Source organism: Bariatricus sp. SGI.154 (assembly GCF_050313795.1).
Classification (GTDB): Bacteria; Bacillota; Clostridia; order Lachnospirales; family Lachnospiraceae; genus CAMBRQ01.
Genome location: NZ_JBNPMC010000006.1, coordinates 82,482 through 105,025 on the forward strand (window position 1 = coordinate 82,482; position 22,544 = coordinate 105,025).

General features: G+C 44.0%; 15 protein-coding genes and 1 pseudogene. 15 read left to right on the top strand and 1 reads right to left on the bottom strand.

The features are described from left to right. Window positions 1–66: 66 nt before the first annotated feature. The 8 genes from ACQRBN_RS05000 to ACQRBN_RS05035 all read left to right on the top strand — a co-directional run bounded on the left by ACQRBN_RS05000 (window position 67) and on the right by ACQRBN_RS05035 (window position 14,155). Window positions 67–3,384 (top strand): glycosyl hydrolase 53 family protein, encoded by a 3,318-nt coding sequence (locus tag ACQRBN_RS05000; RefSeq protein WP_427737882.1) that lies wholly within the window; start codon window positions 67–69, stop codon window positions 3,382–3,384. 164 nt (window positions 3,385–3,548) lie between these two features. After that, complete coding sequence (locus ACQRBN_RS05005) at window positions 3,549–4,559, top strand: LacI family DNA-binding transcriptional regulator (protein ID WP_427737883.1); 1,011 nt, start codon at window positions 3,549–3,551, stop codon at window positions 4,557–4,559. Window positions 4,560–4,759: 200 nt separating this feature from the next. Further along, window positions 4,760–6,100, top strand: a complete 1,341-nt coding sequence (locus ACQRBN_RS05010; RefSeq protein ID WP_427737884.1) for an MATE family efflux transporter — start codon at window positions 4,760–4,762, stop codon at window positions 6,098–6,100. Window positions 6,101–6,104: 4 nt separating this feature from the next. Then, window positions 6,105–7,298, top strand: coding sequence for an MFS transporter (locus tag ACQRBN_RS05015; protein WP_427737885.1), 1,194 nt, complete (start codon window positions 6,105–6,107; stop codon window positions 7,296–7,298). Between the two features lie 106 nt (window positions 7,299–7,404). After that, window positions 7,405–8,349 (top strand): helix-turn-helix transcriptional regulator, encoded by a 945-nt coding sequence (locus ACQRBN_RS05020; RefSeq protein ID WP_427737887.1) that lies wholly within the window; start codon window positions 7,405–7,407, stop codon window positions 8,347–8,349. A gap of 98 nt (window positions 8,350–8,447) precedes the next feature. Next, window positions 8,448–10,211 carry an ABC transporter ATP-binding protein gene (locus ACQRBN_RS05025; protein ID WP_427737888.1) on the top strand — a complete coding sequence of 588 codons (1,764 nt, stop codon included), beginning with the start codon at window positions 8,448–8,450 and terminating at the stop codon, window positions 10,209–10,211. After that, a complete protein-coding gene (locus tag ACQRBN_RS05030) occupies window positions 10,208–11,947 on the top strand; it encodes an ABC transporter ATP-binding protein (protein WP_427737889.1) in 1,740 nt (579 codons plus the stop codon). Before ACQRBN_RS05025 ends, ACQRBN_RS05030 begins: the two co-directional genes overlap by 4 nt. A gap of 171 nt (window positions 11,948–12,118) precedes the next feature. Continuing rightward, window positions 12,119–14,155 carry a thioredoxin domain-containing protein gene (locus ACQRBN_RS05035; protein ID WP_427737890.1) on the top strand — a complete coding sequence of 679 codons (2,037 nt, stop codon included), beginning with the start codon at window positions 12,119–12,121 and terminating at the stop codon, window positions 14,153–14,155. Window positions 14,156–14,819: 664 nt separating this feature from the next. Here ACQRBN_RS05035 and ACQRBN_RS05040 read toward each other — a convergent pair. Then, on the bottom strand, window positions 14,820–15,116 hold the full coding sequence (locus tag ACQRBN_RS05040; RefSeq protein ID WP_427737891.1) for a hypothetical protein: 297 nt from the start codon (window positions 15,114–15,116) through the stop codon (window positions 14,820–14,822). A gap of 643 nt (window positions 15,117–15,759) precedes the next feature. On the opposite strand from ACQRBN_RS05040, the gene ACQRBN_RS05045 reads away from it, so the two are divergent. The 7 genes and pseudogenes from ACQRBN_RS05045 (at window position 15,760) to ACQRBN_RS05075 (ending at window position 22,491) form a co-directional block, all read left to right on the top strand. Then, window positions 15,760–16,416, top strand: coding sequence for a TetR/AcrR family transcriptional regulator (locus ACQRBN_RS05045; RefSeq protein WP_427737892.1), 657 nt, complete (start codon window positions 15,760–15,762; stop codon window positions 16,414–16,416). A gap of 103 nt (window positions 16,417–16,519) precedes the next feature. Further along, the gene (locus tag ACQRBN_RS05050) at window positions 16,520–17,779 is read left to right on the top strand and encodes an MFS transporter (RefSeq protein ID WP_427737893.1); all 1,260 of its coding nucleotides are present in this window, start codon (window positions 16,520–16,522) and stop codon (window positions 17,777–17,779) included. After that, window positions 17,776–20,046, top strand: a complete 2,271-nt coding sequence (locus ACQRBN_RS05055) for an FtsX-like permease family protein (RefSeq protein ID WP_427737894.1) — start codon at window positions 17,776–17,778, stop codon at window positions 20,044–20,046. Before ACQRBN_RS05050 ends, ACQRBN_RS05055 begins: the two co-directional genes overlap by 4 nt. Window positions 20,047–20,052: 6 nt before the next feature. Next, a complete protein-coding gene (locus ACQRBN_RS05060) occupies window positions 20,053–20,787 on the top strand; it encodes an ABC transporter ATP-binding protein (RefSeq protein WP_427737895.1) in 735 nt (244 codons plus the stop codon). Window positions 20,788–21,063: 276 nt separating this feature from the next. Further along, on the top strand, window positions 21,064–21,273 hold the full coding sequence (locus ACQRBN_RS05065) for a hypothetical protein (RefSeq protein ID WP_427737896.1): 210 nt from the start codon (window positions 21,064–21,066) through the stop codon (window positions 21,271–21,273). A gap of 176 nt (window positions 21,274–21,449) precedes the next feature. Next, window positions 21,450–21,671: pseudogene (locus ACQRBN_RS05070) on the top strand (hypothetical protein); the annotation flags it as partial. Window position 21,672: 1 nt separating this feature from the next. After that, complete coding sequence (locus tag ACQRBN_RS05075) at window positions 21,673–22,491, top strand: CPBP family intramembrane glutamic endopeptidase (protein WP_427737898.1); 819 nt, start codon at window positions 21,673–21,675, stop codon at window positions 22,489–22,491. Window positions 22,492–22,544 lie beyond the last annotated feature (53 nt).

Consider the following 22,544-nt stretch of genomic DNA (forward strand, 5'->3'; position numbering starts at 1 on the left):
ATGTAGGGATATGCCAAGGATGTGAGATTTGCCCGGGATGTACAAAGAATGAAGGAGGATCAATTCATGAAAAAGCAAGCAAGAACTATGCTAAAGCGATGGCTGTCTGTCGTTGCGGCAATCCTGCTGGTAATGTCTGTATTTCCTGCCGCAGCATATGCAGCAGAAGAGAATCAGAATGCAGGCTATCAGCTCAAGGTGGCAGTAGAAGGTTCGGAATCACCGACCGTGGGAGATACCGTTACATTTACTGCAAAAGTTACTTATAATGGTGAAGAAATTACGAATTTGGAAGAAGCCGGACTTCATCTCTGGTATTGGACAGATGTATGGAGCGCGGGTAAGACAACGGCAGATGGATATAAGGAGAATGGATGTAGTTATATCAATTATGACTCTGTCAATGGTTATTCATTTACTACGGATGTTAAATTTGATGAAGAGGGTAAATACAGTATTGCGGCAGAACTGAAAAATGATAGTTCACGTCTGGCAATGGTGAATACGGATTTTACTGTCAAAAAGGCAGAAGAACCAATTGAGATACCGACAGTTCCACTGAAACTGGACAATGCAGATTTTGAAAACGGCAAAGAGGGATGGACAACAACACCGGAAGATCTGATTATTGAGACTGATCAGTGGATGACAAATAATACAAGCCATTATTTGAAACTTTGGGTATCTGATACAGAAACTACTGATCTGAATGTATCCTATGAGATTGAAGATCTGGCAGCAGGTACTTATCAGGCAAGTATTGATATGCAGGGCTGGGGAAATGGTGAAACAGGTCTCAGTTTGTATGTGGCGGATAAAGCCGGAAAAGCGTTGACTGAAAAAACTGTTTTGACTACTAGTGATTATAATAACTGGTCTACGTTTAAAACGAATACCTTTACATTGACAGAACCAACTACCGTTGTAGTAACCGTTGCTGGAACAACACCAGCCGGTTTCTGGGGAAGTCTGGATAATCTGGTAGTCCTTGGGCCGGAAGAGAAGGAAGATGAAGAGGATACTTCAGTTCCGGGACAGATTGAAGTGCAGAAAGTACAGAATCTGTCTGAAGATTTCATCATGGGCGTGGATATCTCAACGATCGTATCCCAGTATAATAGCGGCGTTATCTACAAGGATTTCGATGGAAATGAATTGAAAGATGTAACAGAATTCTGTAAGTTCCTTGCAGAGGACTGTGGTATTAATTCTGTTCGTGTCCGTGTATGGAATGACCCGTTTGATGCAGAGGACAATGGATATGGAGCAGGAAACTGTGATGTGAATACAGCAGCAAAAATTGGTGAAGCCTGTGCAGCAGCCGGCATTCATATGCTGATTGATTTCCACTATTCTGATTTCTGGGCAGATCCAGGCAGACAGCTTGTGCCGAAAGCATGGAAGGGTTATACTGTAGAACAGAAAGAAGAAGTAATCCGTAATTATACATATGAGAGCCTGAAAACAATCGCTGCAACCGGTGCTAAGATCAGCATGGTGCAGGTTGGCAATGAGACAAACAGTGCGGTCTGCGGAGAGAACAACGTAGAAAATATGTGTAAACTTTTCACAGCAGGCAGCAATGGTGTACGTACATTTGCGAAAGAGACATATGGTGATGAGAAGGCTGTAAAGGTTGCAATTCATGTAGCAAACCCGAATAAGGGAGCAATGACTACATGGGCTAAGAATCTGGATACATATCATGTGGATTATGATGTAATGGCAACTTCTTATTATGTATTCTGGCACGGAACATTGTCAAACCTGAAGAGTCAGATGAAGGCTGTTCAGGATACCTACGGAAAAGAAGTAATGGTAGCGGAGACAAGTTACATCTATACATCAGAGGATACAGATGGAAAGGCAAATGGTATATCCAGTGCGGCAGCTGGCTATGAGATCTCTGCACAAGGACAGGCGGCTTCTGTACGCGATATTATTGATGCAGTTAACACTGCAGGTGGACTTGGCGTGTATTACTGGGAGCCGGCATGGATTACGGTAGGTGATATTACTGGTCTGGAAGGTGATGAACTGAATGCACAGATTGCAGAGAATCAGAAGATATGGGAGAAGTATGGTTCTGGATGGGCAAGCAGTTATGCACAGGAATACGACCCGAATTCTGTAGGTACTTATGGCGGAAGTGAGTGGGACAATCAGGCATTATTTGATGCGAAGGGGAATCCGCTTCCATCTCTGCATGTATGGAATTATGTTAAGACTGGTGCGACTATTAAAGAATTGTTTGTAAGTGGTGTGGTATCTCCTGAATTAGAAGTATCAAAAGGAGAAACGGTTACTCTGCCTGAAACTGTGGCGGTAAGTTATAATAAGCCGAGTGTGGGCACAATGAATGAAAAAGTAACATGGAATGAAGAGGACGTGGCTGCAATTAATATCATGAAGCCGGGCATCTATACAGTTCGCGGCGTAGCAGCGTTATCACAGGAGTGTACGGATGGAACAACACAGGTGGATGTAGAGTGTACGGTAATCGTTCTGGAAGGGAACCTTATTACGGATGCTGATGCGGCAGGATTCGAGAAAGCAGATCCATTTATTATTGATGGAAAGGGAGTAAAAGCAGCTTCTACTGAAGATGTTCTGGAAGGAAGCAAGGCGCTTCACTGGTATTCTGCATCAGCGACAGAGACTGCTGTTACATATAAAGAGCCAATTGCTCTGAGCGCCGGATATTATACTTTTGAAGCACTTGCTATGGGAGCAGTGAATGATGAAGTGACAGTATCTGTGCTAGATAAGGACGGAAATGTCCTGTTTACAGGAGAACCGGCTGTTCTGACCGGATATACAATGGAACCGGATAAGTTCCAAACTCCTTATGTAACTTTTGTATTGGATAAGGATACGGAAGTAATGCTTCGTGTTACGATTAAGATAGCAGATGGTGGCTGGGGAAGTGCTGATGCTATGTACTTGCATCAGCATGAGACACTTGGCGGGGTAAGCAATGGAGAAGGTACGCATACACATGATCTGGTTTGTGGCGATTGCGGTGAAGTGTTGGGAACCGCTCTGAATTGTGAATATGAACTTACAGAAACTGTAGAAGCAGGAAAAGAGCCGGGATATAAAGAGTATACTTGTGCTATCTGTGGAGACAGTTATCGTGAAGTTATCCCGGTAAAAGATCCGGAAGATCCGTCAGAACCGGACAAGCCGTCTGTGCCGGAAGAACCGATGAAACCGTCAGATACAACGAAGCCAGCAGATACAACGAAGCCTGCGCAGATACAAAATAAGAAGACGAGCGGCGTAAAAACCGGTGATGATTCTATGGGGCTGTTATATGGTGTTACTGTAATAGGAGCAGCGGTAATAGTTGGCGGTGTTTTGAAAAAGAAGCGGAGCCGGTAAATGTTCTATTGAATCATTAGATTATTCTTACATATAAAAGACTAGGAAAAAACGGAGTTAGACTAACTCCGTTTTTTTAAAAGCCCGTTTTTTCGACGTCTCTATTCTAGAAAGAGAGGGTTAGAAAAAGTAGTTGTTATTTGGAGAGAGGATGTTAGAGAATTATGAACCCAAAACGAACCAGAATTGTAGATATTGCAGACGAACTAGGTGTCAGTACGGCAACCGTATCCAACGTTATCCACGGCAAGACAAAGAAGATCTCCGATGAGACGGTACGCCGCGTACAGGAACTCTTAGAAGAACGGGAGTATATCCCCAGCATGGCGGGCATCCTGCTGGCGCAGAATGATTCCCGGATTATTGGAGTTGTGGTGAATAACCATGAGAAGTATGAATCCCATGTTCTGGAGGATGCATTTATTGCCTCTTCTTTAAATTATCTGTCTGCAGAGATTGAAGAAGCCGGCTATTTTATGATGGTTAAGACGACAACGAAGTGGGATGAGATCGCAAGATTTGCCTCCATGTGGAATCTGGAGGGGATGGTGGTTATTGGGTTCTGCGAGCAGGATTATCAGAAATTAAGAGATTCTATTCGAATTCCATTCGTGGTATATGATGGATATTTTGAGGAGCCAAGAAGAATCTGCAATCTGACGATAGATCATTATAGCGGTGGCCTCCAGGTGGGAGAGTATTTTAGAAGATTAGGGCATCAGAGAGTGTTATGTGTGTCTGATAATCAGATTTGTATGGATTTAGAGCGGTATCAGGGATTCTGCGAAGGGTTTAACGGAAGTGGGATAGATTTTATGCAAGTACCAATGGATCATAGGGAACGTCTGCGTTTTTATCAGGAGAATCTGGAACATTTGAAAGAATATACGGCAATCTTCGCGGTTTCGGATTATTATGCAATTGATCTGATGCATTTCCTGCAAGGGCAAGGGATTCGGATTCCGGAGGATATCTCCATTGCAGGATTCGATGATACACCAATCTGCGGGAAAGTATTGCCGGCTCTTACCACTGTGAAGCAGGATGGGAAGAAGAGGGCAGAACTGGCGGTTATGAAACTTCGAGAGTTGAAGGAAGGGATTGAAGAAGGAATGACGATCGTGCTTCCGGTGACATTGGTGGAACGGCAAAGCACAAGGCGATATGAAAACTGATGCCGGAATAAAACTGGTGTCCGAATAAAACGAAAACCGAATAATTCTGGAAAAGAATCAAAAAAGAGAGATACGATATGGGGCTGTAAATTTGTCGAATATGTACAAATCTGCAGTCTTATTTTTGTGATAGGTTACGCGCTTAACCTATTGTGAATGCAAAAGATGTGAAATAGAATAAGGGGGAGGAGGGATATAGTGTGAGACAGGAAAGAAGATTCTACAAGACAGTATTGAATATCGCGCTTCCGGTGACGCTCCAGTCGCTGCTTTCATCATCATTCAGCGTAGTGGATCAGATTATGACGGGACAACTTGGAAGCACCAGTATCGCAGGGATTGGACTGGGAGGCAAGTTCTCGTCCATTTTCTCAGTATTACTATCGGCGATCGCAACGGTAGCAGGAATTATGATAGCACAGTATATGGGAAAAAGGAGCGACAGGGAGGTAAGCCGGAGTTTTTGGCTGAATCTGTGTATGGCCTTTGGCCTGGCGGTAATATTTATGGCGATGTGCGTAGGAATGCCGATGCAGATTATGCGGTTGTATACGGAAGATGAGGCGACAAGGAAGATAGCGGCGGAGTACTTGAGTATTCTTGCGATTTCTTATATTCCGATGGCAGCAGGATCATTAGTGTCTACGCTTCTGCGCTGTATGGAAGCGGCAATGCTGCCGCTGTATTCCAGCGTGTTTGGGGCGGTTGTAAATACCGGGCTTAATTACGTTCTGATATTTGGCAAGTTAGGTTTCCCACGTATGGGAGTGAAAGGTGCGGCTTTGGCATCGGTCATCTCTCAAGTGGTCAGTTGCCTATTGACATTGAGCCTGTTTCTGTGGCATTATCAGAGACAGGAGATCAGGATGGAAGTTGTCCTGGGGCTTAGCCGGAATGGACGAAAGCAGTACATTGGAATTCTGTTTCCAATTCTTGCCTGTGAATTCTTATGGAGTTTTGGAGAGAATGTATATACGGCAATCTATGGTCACATGGGAACTTCAGCATGTGCGGCTATGACACTTACGATTCCCATCCAGGTGTTGATGATCGGCGCGCTCAGCGGGGTGTCTCAGGCAGCAGGCGTAATCATCGGAAAAGCGCTGGGAAGTAAAGAGTATGACAGGGCATATTGCGAATCGAAAAAATTGATGCTGTATGGTTTGGGTGGCTCTGTGATATTATCAATCGGATTGATGGCGGTTGGCAAATATTATGTGGGAATTTATCAGGTAGAGCAGGCAGTAAGAATAACGGCATGTCAGATCCTGGTTGCATTTGCGCTGATATCTCCGGTGAAGGTGCAGAATATGATTCTGGGTGGAGGGATTATCCGAAGCGGTGGAAAGACCAATTATGTGATGTGGATCGATATGATCGGAACCTGGATCTTCGGGGTACCTTTGGGGCTGCTGGCAGCCTTTGTATGGAAACTTTCGATTCCGTACGTCTATTTCGTGCTATCGCTTGAGGAATGCGTTCGTTTTGGAATATCGGTATGGGTATTCAGGCGGAGAAAATGGATGAATAGTTTGGAGTAAGAAAATGAAAGAAAAATATACTTACACGATATATGCATGTTATCTTGGATATATTGTGCAGGCGATTATTAATAATCTGCCGCCGCTTTTGTTTCTGACTTTTCAGCAGGAATTCCAGATCTCGATTGAGAAGATCGGACTTTTGATTACTGTGAATTTTGGAGTACAGATCGTGGTGGATTTTCTGGCAGCAAGATATGTGGATCGGATCGGTTACCGCACATCCGTTATAGCGGCGCATATATGCAGTGTATCCGGACTGATCGGACTTGGAATCCTGCCTGGGATTATGGAGCATTCATATGTGGGGCTGATTATCGCTATGACGTTTAATGCAATTGGCGGCGGATTGATTGAGGTTCTGGTAAGCCCGATTGTCGAGGCGGCGCCGTCATCGAAGGCAAAAGAAGCGGCCATGAGCCTGCTGCATTCATTTTACTGCTGGGGGCATGTCCTGGTCGTTGTAATGTCAACGGTAGGATTCCGACTGCTGGGAATGGAGAACTGGTATATATTACCGATAATATGGAGCATCGTGCCTTTTGTGAATATTTATCTGTTCTTGAAAGTACCGATTCGGACGCTGGTGGAGGAGGAAGAGAGGATGCCTGCTGGTCATCTTCTGAGAATGCGTATGTTCTGGCTGCTATTCGCGCTGATGGTCTGCGCCGGAGCCTCAGAGCAGGGTATGTCGCAGTGGGCTTCTTTATTTGCAGAGGAAGGATTGAAGCAGTCGAAGATGATGGGGGATCTGTTAGGACCTTGTTTCTTTGCAGTGTTAATGGGATGTTCCAGAATGTTTTACGGGAAATTCGGTGAGAGGATAGACTTACGGAAATTCATGGTGGGGAGTGGAATCTTATGCGTTGCGAGTTATCTGCTTGCGGTATTGATGAAGAATCCGATGTTTGCGTTGTGCGGGTGCGGATTATGCGGTCTGTCGGTTGGAATCATGTGGCCTGGAACATTCAGCATGTCGGCAAAATTGTGCCCACAGGGAGGTACGATGATGTTCGCACTCCTGGCATTGGCAGGAGATCTGGGATGTGCAGCCGGACCGGGAGTGGTGAGTCTGGTGTCAGAACATCTTCCGGCATATGGATTGAAGGCAGGGCTTGCAGCGGCAATTGTATTTCCGGGAGTCATGGTATTTCTTTTACTATGTAATAGAAGAAAAAATGAAAAATATTATCAGTAATAAGAATTGTAAGAGGATTGGATGTGTGCTATATTTACGGAAAGTTAGATGCGACAAACTGAATTGATGTCAGAGTTATGATTGTGATAACTTAAGAAGGATGATTATGTTACAAGACTCAAAGATCGTTACCGTAAAAAAAGTATTAAGCCAATATGAGACAGAGTATAGAATTAAGGATATGCAGGGACAGGGGCTTATGGATTGTGTGGATGTATATCCCGGGGTACAGGTGATCTATAATCATTTTCAGAGTTTTCAGACACCTGAGCATGGTGTTTACGATGCGAATCATATCGAGATTAATCATTGCCTTCGAGGGAAATATGAGAGCCTGTTCAGGCAAAAGTATTATGCATATCTTGGTGAAGGGGATCTTTCTATCAGTAAGTGGTCGCTTGAACGGACGGATGATGGCTTCCCATTTGGATATTATGAAGGAGTGGAGATTCTGATTGATGTGCGGGAAGCCAGAAGGAATCAGATATTTGCAGCATTCCACATAGATCTTGATGAACTGGAGAAGAAACTTGCCCTGAATGGAGATATCTGTATTATGCGTGCAACCAGCCAGATTCAGCATATCTGCCTTGAAATGTATGAGATTGACAATGGGATGAAGTTAGATTATCTGAAGATTAAGGTGTTAGAATTGTTGTTATTCCTTCAGCATAATGATTTTGAATTCATACATAATCAGAGAAAATACTATCCCCGGAATCAGATTGAGACGATGAAAGCCTTGAAAAATGATCTTTCCATGCATCTGTCGGAGAATCCGGATTTTGATAAGTTGGCAGAGCAGTATCACATTAATATCCATACGCTTCGCAAGGCATTTAAAGAGATATATGGGATGCCTATTTATCAGTGGTTCAAGGAGTATCGCCTGGAATATAGCATGAAACTTCTGGAGGAAACGGATCTGTCAATCATCGATATTGCCAATCAGATCGGATACTCGAACCCTAGCAAATATTCAGCAGCATTCAGCAAATACATGGATATGACCCCCAGACAGTATCGAAAATCTCATATCAGAATGGAGTAATTGTCATAGAATGGAGTAGATGAAAATTGAATCCTTCTTTATACTTGTTTAAAGTTAGCATAAACTAACTAAGTAAGTGTAAGGAGGGATTTTTGTATATGTCTGTATTAAAATCATTATTTTCGTATGCAGGAAAACATAAGTATCTGACGATGCTTTCACTGGTGCTGTCATTTGCCAGTGCGCTTTTGATTCTGATGCCGTTTATCTGGATCTGGAAGGTAATTGAAGTATTGCTTAAGGTCTATCCTGATTATAGCCAGGCAGGTGCTGCTGTGAGTTATGGGTGGTATGCTTTTGGCAGTGCGGTCTTAGGAATCCTGGTGTATGTGGGTTCTCTTATGTGTTCCCATCTGGTGGCTTTTCGGATTGCTTCGAATATGAGGAAAGAAGCAATGCATCATGTAGTGGAACTGCCGTTGGGGTATTTCTCTACGGAGGGAAGTGGGAAACTCCGCAAGATTATTGACGAATCTGCGGCATCCACAGAAACTTATCTGGCTCACCAACTTCCAGATATGGTTCAGTTGATGACAACGGTATGTGCGGTGTTCATCTGCCTGTTTGTATTCGACTGGAAATTCGGAGTTGCTTGTCTGGTTCCGCTGATTCTGGCACTTTCGAATATGTTTAAGATGATAGGAAAAGGGCTTGAGCAATCCATGAAGGAATACATGGACGCATTGGAAAGTATGAGTAATGAAGCAGTGGAGTATGTGCGCGGGATTCTGGTGGTGAAAACATTCCAGCAGACGGTATATTCTTTTGAGCGTTTTTATAAATCTATCAAGAAATACGAAAAATTCGCATTGGGATATACGGATCAGATGCGGATGCCGATGACTTTATTTACCACATTTATTAATGGTATCTTTATCTTTCTGATTGGCGCGATGATGCTTCTGATATCACACGGTTTTCAGGTGGATGGAATGCTTCCTGATTTTATGTTCTATGTGATATTCAGTCCGATTATTGCAGTAACGACGAATAAGATTATGTTTGCCAGTGAGAATACAATGATGGCGCAGGATGCAGTGAACCGGATTGAGGGAATTCTGAATCAGAAGCCGTTCGAATATCCGGATTCAGCTAAGAGACTTGATGGGTATGATATTGAATTCGATCATGTCTCTTTTACTTATCCGGGCAGTGATGTAGAGGTGCTTCATGATATCGATCTGAAGATTAAGAATGGAAGTACGGTGGCATTCGTTGGGAAGAGCGGTGGCGGAAAATCTACGCTGGTATCACTGATTCCGAGATTCTATGATGTGACGAAGGGAAGCATCCGGATCGGTGGAAAGGATGTGAGGGATATCCGGGAAGAAGAATTAATGAATAAGGTTGCAATCGTGTTCCAGAACAGTCATTTGTTGAAGAAGAGTCTCTATGAGAATGTCAAAATGGGATTTGACGTGACGGATGCAGAAGTAAATGAGGCGGTACATAAGGCTCAGTGCGATGATATCGTGGAGAAATTCGATGGCGGACTTCAGACGAAGATTGGAAGCAAGGGCGTCTATCTGTCCGGAGGAGAGACTCAGAGAATGACGCTTGCAAGAGCGATTGTTAAGAATTCTCCGATTCTTCTGCTTGACGAAGCTACGGCATACGCGGACAGTGATAATGAGGCGCTGATGCAGAAAGCCATACTGGAAGTGTCTAAGAATAAGACAACGATTATGATCGCCCACAGGCTGTCTACGATTGTGAATGTGGACTGTATCTATGTGGTAGAAGAAGGAAGAATTACTGAAAGCGGAAACCATGCCGAGTTGCTTGCGAGGGGTGGTATCTATGCGAAGATGTGGGAGCAGTATAGTCAGTCAATTGATTGGAAGGTAGGTGAAGGCAGATGATAGCAAGAATACAGAGAAGGTTTGCTCTGACAAGAAACGGGGCTGTGAATCTGGTGAAAGCGTGCATCTCTTGTACGGTGTCTTATCTGGTAATCGCTATGTCGATAGGCGTTCTGTATTATTTTACCTGTGATGTGTTAGGGATTATGGCAGGGACGATGCAGAATGTAGGGATTACAATGTATCTGATGGAATTCGTGGTTGTGCTGGTGCTAATCTTTGCGGCGCATTATATTCAGTATAATATGACATTCTTGAATACGTATACAGAGAGTGCCAGACTTCGAATCGGTGTTGCGGAAAAACTTAGGAAATTCCCTCTGGCATTCTTCTCAAAGAGAGATCTGTCAGACTTGACAGCAACGATTCTGTCGGATGTGACGGGAATGGAGCAGGCATTGTCCCACTTTATCCCGGAGTTCGTAGGTTCGATTATCTCCACAACACTGCTTTCAATCGGCATGTTTTTCTTTGATGTCAGAATGGCAGCGGCTGCAGTGTGGTGTGTACCGGTTTCTTTCTTGCTGGTTGCATTGGCGCAGAATAAATTAAGCAGAGAAGGGCGCAGAGACCGACAAGTGCAGCTTGTCAGAACGGAGAAGATTCAAGAGGGTCTGGAAACGATTCTGGATTTGAAGGCGAATCATTACACTGCTCAGTATCTAAAGGAAGTTGACCAGGCAATCGATCACTGTGAGAAGAGTCAGTTTAAAGTAGAGATTACGAATGCGCTTTTCGTTGTAAGTTCACAATTGATCCTGAAATTAGGAATTGCAACGGTAGTGATCGAAGGGATTCATCTGCTGATGAAGGGAGATTTAAGCATTGAAGTATTCATGTTGTTCTTGATTGTAGCGTCAAGATTATACGATCCGCTGAATGCGACGTTGCAGAATCTGGCAGCAATCATCAGTTGTAATCCGAAGATCGAGCGTCTGAATGAGATTGAGGATTACCCGATTCAGGCGGGGAAAGAGACATTTGAACCGGCGAATTATGATATTGAATTCCGAAATGTGTACTTTTCCTATCAGAAAGGAAAAACAGTGCTCAATGATGTGAGTTTTGTAGCGAAGCAGAATGAGATCACTGCACTGATTGGAAACAGTGGAGGCGGAAAATCTACATGCGCATCTCTGGCGGCAAGGTTCTATGATATAGATAAGGGAAGTATTACGATTGGCGGAATTGACATCAGCAAAGTTGATCCGGAGGTGCTGTTATCCAAGTTCTCAATCGTGTTCCAGGATGTTGTTCTTTTTAATACCAGTATTCTGGAAAATATCAGGATTGGGCGAAAGGATGCTACGGATGCACAGGTGAGAGAGGCGGCAAGGCTTGCGTTCTGTGATGAATTCGTAGAGGAATTCCCGGATGGATATGAGACGGTCATTGGAGAGAACGGATCAAAGTTATCCGGCGGGCAGAGGCAGCGTATCTCTATTGCCAGAGCGCTTCTTAAGGATGCACCGATCATTCTCTTGGATGAGGCAAGCGCTTCACTAGATGTGGAGAGTGAGACGTATGTGCAGCAGGCGTTGTCCAGGTTGATTGAGAATAAGACGGTCATTATGATCGCGCATCGGATGCGGACGGTTGCGAATGCGGATCATCTGGTTGTGCTGGAAGATGGTAAGGTGGTAGAAGATGGGACACCAGAAGAATTGCTTGAGAAAGATGGAGTGTATCGAAGGATGGTGGAATTGCAGAAGATGAGTTTGGAATTTTGTTTATAAAGAGGCGGTTGGATGAGCGAGGGGAATTCTGAGGTGAGTATGGGGATAGTTTCTAGGGGATGTGGTATACTATGACTAGTGTGTGAATTAAGGTATGCTTGGATGAGTGTAGTTGAAGAAGTATACTTTGGGGATTGAATATCAGATGTGTAGAAATGGAAAGGAGATATTATGGCGAATCGGTTGGGGAGTGAAAAATCACCGTATTTGTTGCAGCATAGGGATAACCCGGTGGAGTGGTATGCCTGGGGTGAGGAGGCTTTTCGGGAGGCGGTTTTGCAGGATAAGCCGGTTTTCCTGAGCATCGGGTATTCTACTTGTCATTGGTGTCATGTGATGGCGCATGAGTCTTTTGAGGATGAGGAGGTTGCAGGGATTCTGAATCAGAATTACATCTGCATTAAGGTGGACAGGGAGGAGAGACCGGATATCGATATGGTGTATATGTCGGTGTGCCAGGCAGTTACGGGTGCTGGCGGATGGCCGCTTACGATTATTATGACACCTGAGCAGAAGCCTTTCTTTGCAGGAACTTATTTCCCGAAGAAGGGGCGCTATGGGAGTATGGGGCTTATGGAACTTCTGGTGCAGATTGCGAAGATGTGGAAGAATGACCGGAAGACGCTTTTGAATGCGGGGGAGGAGATTACGGCTGTGATTCGGCAGAAGGATAATAGTCCGGAGGATATTAGGAAAAATTCTTTTCAGAATGCAGATGGGAAAACGAGACCGGAAAAGGAGATATTGAATAAAGCGTATCGTCTGTTTCAGAATCAGTTTGACACCAGATGGGGTGGATTTGGCTCTGCTCCGAAGTTTCCTTCGCCACATAATCTTCTTTTTCTTATGAGATATGCGCATGAGGAGCATTCGGCGGAGGGGCTTCGGATGGTGGAAGTTACTTTGGATGCAATGGCGAGAGGAGGAATCTACGATCACATCGGAGGTGGTTTTTCTAGGTATTCGACAGATGAAAAATGGCTGGTTCCGCATTTTGAAAAAATGTTGTATGACAATGCGCTTCTGATATTGGCTTATACAGAGGCATATCAGTTGACGAAGAAGGAGGAATATGCTCAGATTGTACGCAGTACGGCAGATTATATTCTCAGGGAACTCACGGATGAAGAGGGCGGATTTTATTGTGGACAGGATGCGGATAGTGAAGGGGAAGAAGGAAAATATTATGTATTTTTTCCTGAAGAAGTGGAATTCGTTCTAGGCGTGAATGATGGAAGAAAGTTTTTGGAACTTTATGGGATTACAGAGGCAGGGAACTTCGAGGGAAAGAATATTGTGAATCGAATTGGTCAGAAGGAAGAAGGCTGGCCGGTGGAAGATGCACGGATGAAGAAGTTATATGAATACCGGCTGAAGCGTACGAAACTGCATAAGGATGATAAGATTCTGCTGTCCTGGAGTGCATGGACAATTATTGCACTTGCACGGGCGGGAAGGGTTCTCGGTGAAGAACGGTATCTGAATGCGGGCAGGAAAGCACAGAAGTTTATTGAGAAGAACATGACGGATACAGATCATCGGCTCTATATACGTTTTCGTGACGGGGAGGCGGCTCATGCCGGACAACTGGAAGATTATGCAGTCTATGCGTTGGCACTTCTGGAACTGTATTCGGCGGATTTTCAGGCAGAACATCTGGAAGGAGCGCTTCTTAGGGTAGAGCAGATGAGAATGTATTTCAAGGATCAGAAGCATGGAGGGTATTATGCGACGGCTTCGGATGCGGAGCAGTTAATCGTGCGGCCAAAAGAGACTTATGATGGAGCGATTCCTTCTGGTAATTCAGTAGCGGCGATGGTTCTTAATCGGCTTGCGATGTTGACGGGGGAAGTGAAGTGGCAGGAAGAGGCAGATGAACAGATGCAGTTTCTTGAGAGGGAGATTAGGGAATATCCGACCGGATATGCGTTTTCATTGCTTGCGATGGAGGATGTGATTGGTTCGCATAGAGAGTTGATATGTGCTGTGAGCGGGGAAGTTCCAAAGGAATTAGAAGAATATAGGAGAAGAGATCCTGGATATGGACTGAATGTTCTGGTGAAGACGGAAGAAAATGCGGGGAAATTATCCGATTGCGCGCCATTTACGAGGGAATATCCCGTACCGAAGCAAGGGGCAGTGTATTATCTGTGTGAAAATGGGGCATGCAGAGCACCAGTGACAGATCTTTCGGCTTTGGATCTTTAATATTGGAAATGCATAACGTTCCCCTTTCTTTTGGTTTAATATACATTGAGAATCCGTCTATGGGTTAATACCCTTGCAACCGCCACCGGCACCCGGTAGCAGTGGTAAAGATATTATAATTTGACATTCCGGTTAAATTTGCTATAATATACTTAGCAAGACAACTGGGGTAGATAGATGAAGCCTATCCGCTCCGGGAAAAACAGTAATTAAAAGATAATCGCTCTTACATTTCCAGGTGCAGGGCGATTATTTTTTATGTGTATAATTCAGGATGGCTATAATCAAACTGGCTGTTGTCAGGATAATCATAAATTCCTCATATGTACTCATAAGCACCACCCCTTTCGCAAGACTCCGAAACGGATGGAATCACTCTCCCAGTTGCCTGGGTAAATATATTATTGTCAAGATGCGCCCGGCACCGGGGTACCGGGCGTATATGAATCAGCGGAAGAGGATTATCAATAGCACTTCTTACATGGCTCGTAACCGCTTGCTTGTGCCTGAGTTGCTGTTTGGGCGGCGGCCTCTTCTTCAGCCTTTTTCTGTGCTTCATCTTCGGCGGTTTTGGCTGCTAGAGTCTGTTCAATTCTTGACGATACAATCTCTAATTCTTCATCTGATAGTTGCTCAAATGGCTGCATCCTGTCTTTATATTCGTTTATTCAGAAAGCGTATCCTCCAAAGAGGCTTTTGCTACCTTCAGGTCAGATGCAGCATCATCATATTCTTTTTGCAGGGAATTATAGTCTTCTTTCAAAGAAGTATATTCTGACTGCAGTGTATCATAGTCTTCCTTCGGTATCATGCCCGAAGATGCTGTTGCTAGGCTCAGTATTAGGATGATTCCTATGATTTCCAAAATGAGTCTTGGCTTGCTTTTTAAGCCCTTCAGTTTGCTTAAGAAATGATTGTTGTCTTTTGATTTTTCTTGGAGTTGATTTTGTCTTTTGTCCATAAATTTCCTCTCTTTTCACAAGTATGATGAAGAAAATAAGAGGGTTCAAGTGATGAACTCCTCTCCAATAAATTTGAACCCCCTTGTACCTTTTCGCATAAGAAAATGTATTGTAGAATTAGCGATTCATGTGCCAATACTGTACTTGGGGGTCGATTTAACCATTGGACAGATCGCGGAGAGTGCCGGATACTCCATCACCAGCCGTCTTGCGACATTACATCGTGAGAGTACGGGATTAATGCCCGCAGAGTATCGGAAAATGTCGTGGAGAACGTGAAAAGTTAAAAAAGATACTTATATTTGTTTTTAGGCATTACAGACCCGCTTGCATTGAGTCAAAAGATAGGGTAATATAAAAACGAATTAGAGCCAGACACTAAGATGCTACAATTTACGCCCAAATGATTTTACACAGAATGATCCTCTGCATTTATGTGAGCAATTAACTTGTGAGGCAGTAGTTTTTGCTTATGATTTTATTAAACGAAAAGTGACTGCAGAAGTATAGAGGTGAACGGTTTTAGAGTATTTGCAATATGCGATTCTAAATATGAATTGACAATAAAATGTTTTTCGTGTATACTTGCAATCGACAGATAGTCGGTCTATAAACTTTATAGCAAAGTAAGGAAGATGAGATATGCGGGTAGTTAAGGAAGCAGAAGAAAGGAAACAAGAAATTCTGGATGCGGCAGAAAAACTGTTTGCTACGAAAGGCTTTGATAATACCAGCACAGGGGACATATTGGATGCGGTAGGAATTGCCAGAGGAACTCTTTACTATCATTTCAAATCTAAGGAAGAAATTCTGGATGGTGTAATTGAGCGGATGACAAATCGTCTGATGCAGGATGCGCAAGAGATTGCACAGAACCAAGAACTGCCAGTGCTTGAACGCTTTACAAAAGCGATTATGGCTTTGAATGTGGAGTCGAAGATTGGATATGAAGTCATGGAGCAGGTACACCGTCCACAAAATGCGCTGATGCATCAGAAGATGCAAGTAACATTATTAGCAGGGATTAATCCGATTTTTACACGACTGGTGGAGGAAGGCATAGAACAGGGAATCTGTCATACACAGTATCCGGAATCGGTGGTGGAGATGACGATGCTTTATGCTAATACTGCTTTCGATGAATTGAATATAGAGGGGATAAGTCCGGAGCAAAGGGAAAAGAAAATTGCCGGTTTTATCTACAATGTGGAGCGGCTCATGGGAATGAAGGAAGGCAGTCTGCAGGAAGCAATCATGGGAATTTTTCGCAGAAGCAGATTGGGAAGCGGTGAAAATTAAGGCAAAAGACGATATACAATAAGAGAAAGCCTGTATATCATGCTTTCTCTTATATTTTATATACTTACCGATAGACAGTCGGTCTAAAAGAAAGGAAAATAGTATGAACAGCAAACGCAATTTTAATCGGTTTCTTTTATTATGGGTAGGAGAATTGGTGTCCTCTATCGGCGGAGGTTTGACCAGCTTTGGTCTGGGCGTGTATGTATTTCAGCAGACCGGGAGTGCAGCGAGTATGACCCTTGTTACCCTCCTGGCTTTTATGCCGACACTGGTTTTGAGTGTTCCGGCGGGTGTTCTGGCAGACCGCTATGACAGAAGGCTGCTCATGATGTTTGGGGATGGATGTTCTGCGGTTGGTATTCTATATATTCTGTTTTGCATGTTAAACGGTGGAGCCAGCCTTACGGAAATCTGTATCGGCGTGACAATCAGCTCGGTCTTTTCCTCCCTGCTGGAGCCTTCTTATCGTGCCACAGTAACAGATCTCTTGGATGCAGAGGAATATTCCAGAGCCAGCGGAATGGTCAGTCTTGCAGGAAGCGCCAGATATCTGATTTCCCCTGTCCTTGCCGGTGCCCTGTTGACAGTATCGGACATCCGGCTGCTTTTAGTTCTTGATATCTGTACGTTTTTCCTGACAGTGATTTGTACCGGAGTAGTCAGGAACGGTCTGGCAGCAAAAACAGCAGAAAATAAAGAACCATTTTTTGCTGCCCTGCGAATGGGATGGCAGGCTGTTACGGAAAAAAGAGGGGTTTTCCTTTTAATATTGCTTTCTTCTGTTATGACCTGCTTTATGGGAGCCTTTCAAATTCTGGCGGAGCCGATGATCCTGGATTTTGCGGATAGCGCTACATTGGGAATTGGGGAAACAATCTGTGCCAGCGGAATGCTGGTTTCCGGTTTGTTTTTAGGAGCCAGGGGGATCAAAAAAGGCTACTTGAAGGTCTTATCTGCATCCCTCACCATAGCGGGTATCGCTATGATTATTTTTGGGCTGAAGGAAAATATCTATCTGATTTGTGCAGCGGGATTTCTATTCTTTGCCATGCTTCCTTTTGCGAATAATTGTCTGGATTTTCTTGTAAGGACAAACATTACGGATGAATTACAGGGCAGAGCATGGGGATTCATTGGATTCTTGTCGCAGATTGGTTATGTGGTAGCTTATGGTGTTGCTGGTGTCTTAACTGACGGGATTGGGGAACAGTTTCAGGTTGGCGTTGGCCGGGGCGCTGCCGCAGTCATTATGGTATCGGGGGTACTGCTTGGTATTTTGGCATTAGTGGTTTATCCCATAAAAGCAGTGCGTGAACTGGAGCATGGAATAACAAATGCTGATAAAGGGAGTGAATTATGAGAAAAAGGATTATATGGAGTGATATAAAAGGCAACCGCCTGATGGCTGTCACAACATGGCTTTTCATGGCGATCAGCGCATTTATGTTTGCATTGACCTGCTTTCTCTTTGTCAGTCTGTTGGGTTCGGTGGATACGTTAATGGAAAAGGCTCAGACACCGGATTTTTTACAGATGCACGCCGGAGAGATTTCAGAAACGGAGCTTCTTCGGTTTGCCGAAGAAAATGAACAAGTACGGGATTATCAGGTTTTGAACTTTTTGAATCTGGAGAACAGTTCCATAACACTAAATGGACATTCTCTGACAGACAGCACTCAGGATAACGGTGTCTGCGTACAAAGCGGAAGTTTCGACTATCTTCTGGATTTGGAAAATAAAATGATCCGATTATCGGATGGCGAAATTTATGTTCCGGTCTGCTATCGGCAGGAGTATGACCTTACTGTTGGGGAAACCGTGCAGATTGGTGCAAACTCTTTCATTCTTGCCGGATTTCTCAGAGACTCCCAAATGAATTCCATGATGGCATCCTCCAAGCGCTTTCTGATAAGTGAGTCCGACTATGACAAACTGAAAGAGGCTGGAAGTGAGGAATATCTGATTGAATTTCTGTTGAAGGAAGGAACAGACGTAAACGCATTTGCTACAAAATATACGGATGCCGGATTGCCGTCCAATGGGCCCGCCATTACAAAACCTCTGATCCGCATGATGAATGCACTTTCGGACGGACTGATGATATTGGTGATTCTTCTGGTGAGCATTGTGCTGTTATTGATCTCTATGCTCTGTATCCGATTTACGCTGCTGACGCAGTTAGAGGCAGAACGAAAAGAAATCGGAATGCTGAAAGCGATTGGAATATCTAAAGGTGACATCCGGCAGTTCTATAATCAGAAATTTCTGGCACTGTCCGGATTGGGAGCTGTGACCGGATTTCTTCTTGCACTTGTGGCGAAGGGAACCATATCGGCACAAATACAAGAATTATATGGGGCCTCTGAAAATGGATTGCTTGAATTTTTAACGGCTTTCGCAGGTGTGGTATTAACGGAAGGTATTCTGCTCTTTTCCGTTGGAAAGACACTAAGGCGAACAGAAAAATTATCAGCGGTAGAGGCGCTGACCGGACAACATTGGGGACAAAAAAACGAAAAGAAACATCTTCTCTCCCCACAGCATTTGATTGTTGTGCTGATTATCGGGTTAGGGATATTTATGATGATTTTGCCGCAGAACCTGTTAAGCACGATTTCCTCTCCGCAATTTGTCACATATATGGGAATCGGTAATGGGGAAATCCGTCTGGATATTCGTCAGACAGATGATATTGCAGGCAAGACAGAACAGGTCACGAAGCTACTGTCAGAGGATAAACAGATAGAACGCGCTGTTACATTGCAGACAAACTCCTGCCGTGTAGTTCTGTCGGACGGCACTTATACCAACTTACAGGTGGAGCAAGGCAACCACACTACTTTCCCTGTAACCTATGCAGAGGGAGAATCACCAAAAGAGAAAAACGAGATTGCACTTTCTTACTTGTGTGCCGATGAATTGGGGCTGTGTGTGGGAGACCGGCTTCACCTTTCGATTGAGGGAGCCGTACAGGAATATATCGTCTGCGGTATCTATTCGGACATCACAAACGGAGGAAAGACAGCGAAAGCCGCATATCTTCATGGTGAAGGGCCTCTTATGTGGAGCATCTTTTATGTTTCCCTAAAGGATGGTGCTGTAAAGGATCAATGGTTATCTGATTATGCGGATATCTTGTCTGACAGCGGCATCAGTGTGAAGGCGGTAGATATTCAGGAATATGTAGCCGATACCTATGGACAGACAATTCGTGAGATCCACATAGCGGCGTGGGTGGCGATTATAGCAGCGGCTTTCGTCATATTTGTTGTTGTGATCTTATTTACCCGTCTGCTTGTGGCAAATGACCGCTGTGATATTTCACTGCGAAAGGCGATTGGTTTTACCGGAAAGGATATCAAAGAACTATATCTGCTTGGTTATCTGCCGGTGCTTCTGGCAGGCATTCTGACAGGGATTTTATCTGGTAATTTGTTGGGTGAGAAACTGGCAGGATTGCTGTTAAAGACACTTGGTGCAACAGGCTTTCACTTCCTAATTGATTATAAAACAGTATTTGGTTGGATTCCAGTTATTGTAGTCATAACCGTATTTTGTGCAATTCTGCTTGGACTGTCAGAAATCAAAAACATCAGGGCATACGAGTGCTGTATGGGAAAGGAGTGAAGGATTATGTCAGAGTTGTTGGTTGTTAAAAACCTTTGTAAAGAAGGAATTTTGAAAAAAATCAGTTTTGCGGTGAACGCTGGAGAAATGGTGGCTGTCATGGGGCCATCCGGCTCCGGAAAGTCTACCTTACTCTATCAAGTGTCTGGTATGGACCGTGCAGATTCCGGAGAAGTATGGATGGACGGTATGGAAATCTGCGCCTTATCGGAGGATGAGCGGGCAAGGCTGCGGCTTGAACAGATGGGGTTTGTCTTTCAACAAATGAATATGTTGAAAAATCTGAATCTGATAGACAATATCATGCTGCCCGCCTGCCGCATGAAAAAGGGAAAATCTTCCGGCAAAGAGATTGAACATAGGGCGCGGATGCTGATGCGGAAAATGGAAATTGAAGAACTGGCACAGCGGAAAATCACTGAGGTATCCGGTGGTCAGCTTCAGAGAGCCTGCATCTGCCGGAGCATGATAAATCAGCCGAAAATCTTATTTGCTGATGAACCAACCGGTGCGCTTAACCAAAATGCGGCGCAGGAGGTTATGAGGGAATTTACCCGCCTGAATCGGGAAAGCACTACCATTCTCATAGTAACCCATGACAGCAAGGTCGCTGCAAAATGTGACAGAATCTTATATCTTCTGGATGGCAGTATCAAGGGTAAATTATCTCTTGTAGGCATATCGGAAGGAAAATACAGAGAAGAAAAAGTGAACAAATGGCTTACTGGATTGGGATGGTGATATTCGGTATTAAAAAAAAGACTAAATAGTCTGCCAATTAAAAAAAATTAGGAGGAATCATTATGGTTGAGTCGAGATGTGGGATATTATGCAGTGAGTGCGAATATCGCAAACAAGTGAATAGATACATCTTGCGCAGTGGAAAAGCAGAAGTGGGATGAAATGATAGCATATGCAAAATCACTGGGTATTCCAGATAGTCAGTGTGACTTTTTACCAGAAAATTTTAACGAACATGAATATTGAATAATTTCAGTTTGCGATGGAGGAGGAAATATGAGTTGGACAATTTACGGATTGGAATGCCTTATGGCTATTATCCTGTTCACCTGTGCGATTATGGTTCCGTTATGCCGGAATCCTGTTTGTTGGATTCACGATTATCCGAAGGACATTCAGGAAAAATATTTTGAAACCCATGAGCGAATCCCCACGCAGTCGTTTAGCGAGACCGTATTGATAAAAAAGTGCGCTGCTCTGTTCTAGCACTGGTGGTATTTGTGGTATTGGTGCTGCTGGCCGGAGCGGACAACTTCAAAACAGCGTTCTTTGCCAGCTACGGGATCTGGCTACTGGTAGATTGGTACGATTGTATCTTCCTGGACTGGGTGCTGTTTGCCAGCGGTCATGCAGATCCGCTTTAGGGAGAGGCTTGCCCCCTAAAGTCATGCTGCGAGGCAAAGGAATATGAACATTGCGGACAATGCGGGGACTTCCCCTGCGATATGTTAATGCAATTTTCTTATGACAAGGAGCAAGGCGATAACGGCAAGCGGATTGAGCAATGTAGGAAAGTCTGTGGCCTTTTACAGAGTGCTGATTGTGAGAACAATCCGGTGCTGCGTTGTTCATTACTAACTACAGGAGGTGCGGATTGTGCATGATATGAAAAAGTCAAAAAGTAAGTTGCGGATAGTGCTTTGTCAAATCATCGTTTATGTGATTGTGATGAGCGTATTTGAAAACATCAATGCGGATGGATCTTATGAGAATTATAGGATTATTCCTGTGGCTTTGATTCTGATTTACCTACTTTGGAGCATGGCGCGTAACAAAGTTCTTGAAACATGCGGTTTTCGATCAACCACGCCACTGCCCTATGGGAAGTTACTGTTTTTACTTCCCATGGCAATTCTATGTACGATGAACCTATGGCACGGTATTGTAATACGCTTTGAACCACGCGCAACCATACTTTACATAGTGGCCATGCTTTGTATCGGGTTTGTTGAGGAAATCCTGTTCCGAGGAAATTTACTTCATGCTTTGCAGCAACGCTCAGTTAAGCTGGCGATTATCGTTTCCAGTCTTACCTTTGGCTTAGGCCATATTGTCAATCTTATAAATGGGGCTGAGTTGTTGCACACAATGCTGCAACTGATCTATGCTATTGCCATTGGTCTTATGCTATCGGTATTTATAGTGAAAACAGGGCATATCCTACCCTGCTGTCTGTTCCACGGCATTTTTAACGCATTGGCTGCATTTTCAAATGAAGCAGGAATTACAATAGCATATCAGTTTACCGTATGTTTTGTCATTACGATAGTTTCCCTGGGATACGCACTTTACATTTGGAAAAAGCTTTCAATAAAATCGAATTTAGGGGAGAAAATTGATTATCGGAAGTGTACGGTGCAAGGGCAGCCCACAACTTCCCTGCCCTTGCACCTGACAGTTCCGTGTACTCGGGAGTTTCTTTAGTGGAGGATTCTGGCGGAGATGCGTGTGGAACGTTTTGGATAGATAACAGAGTA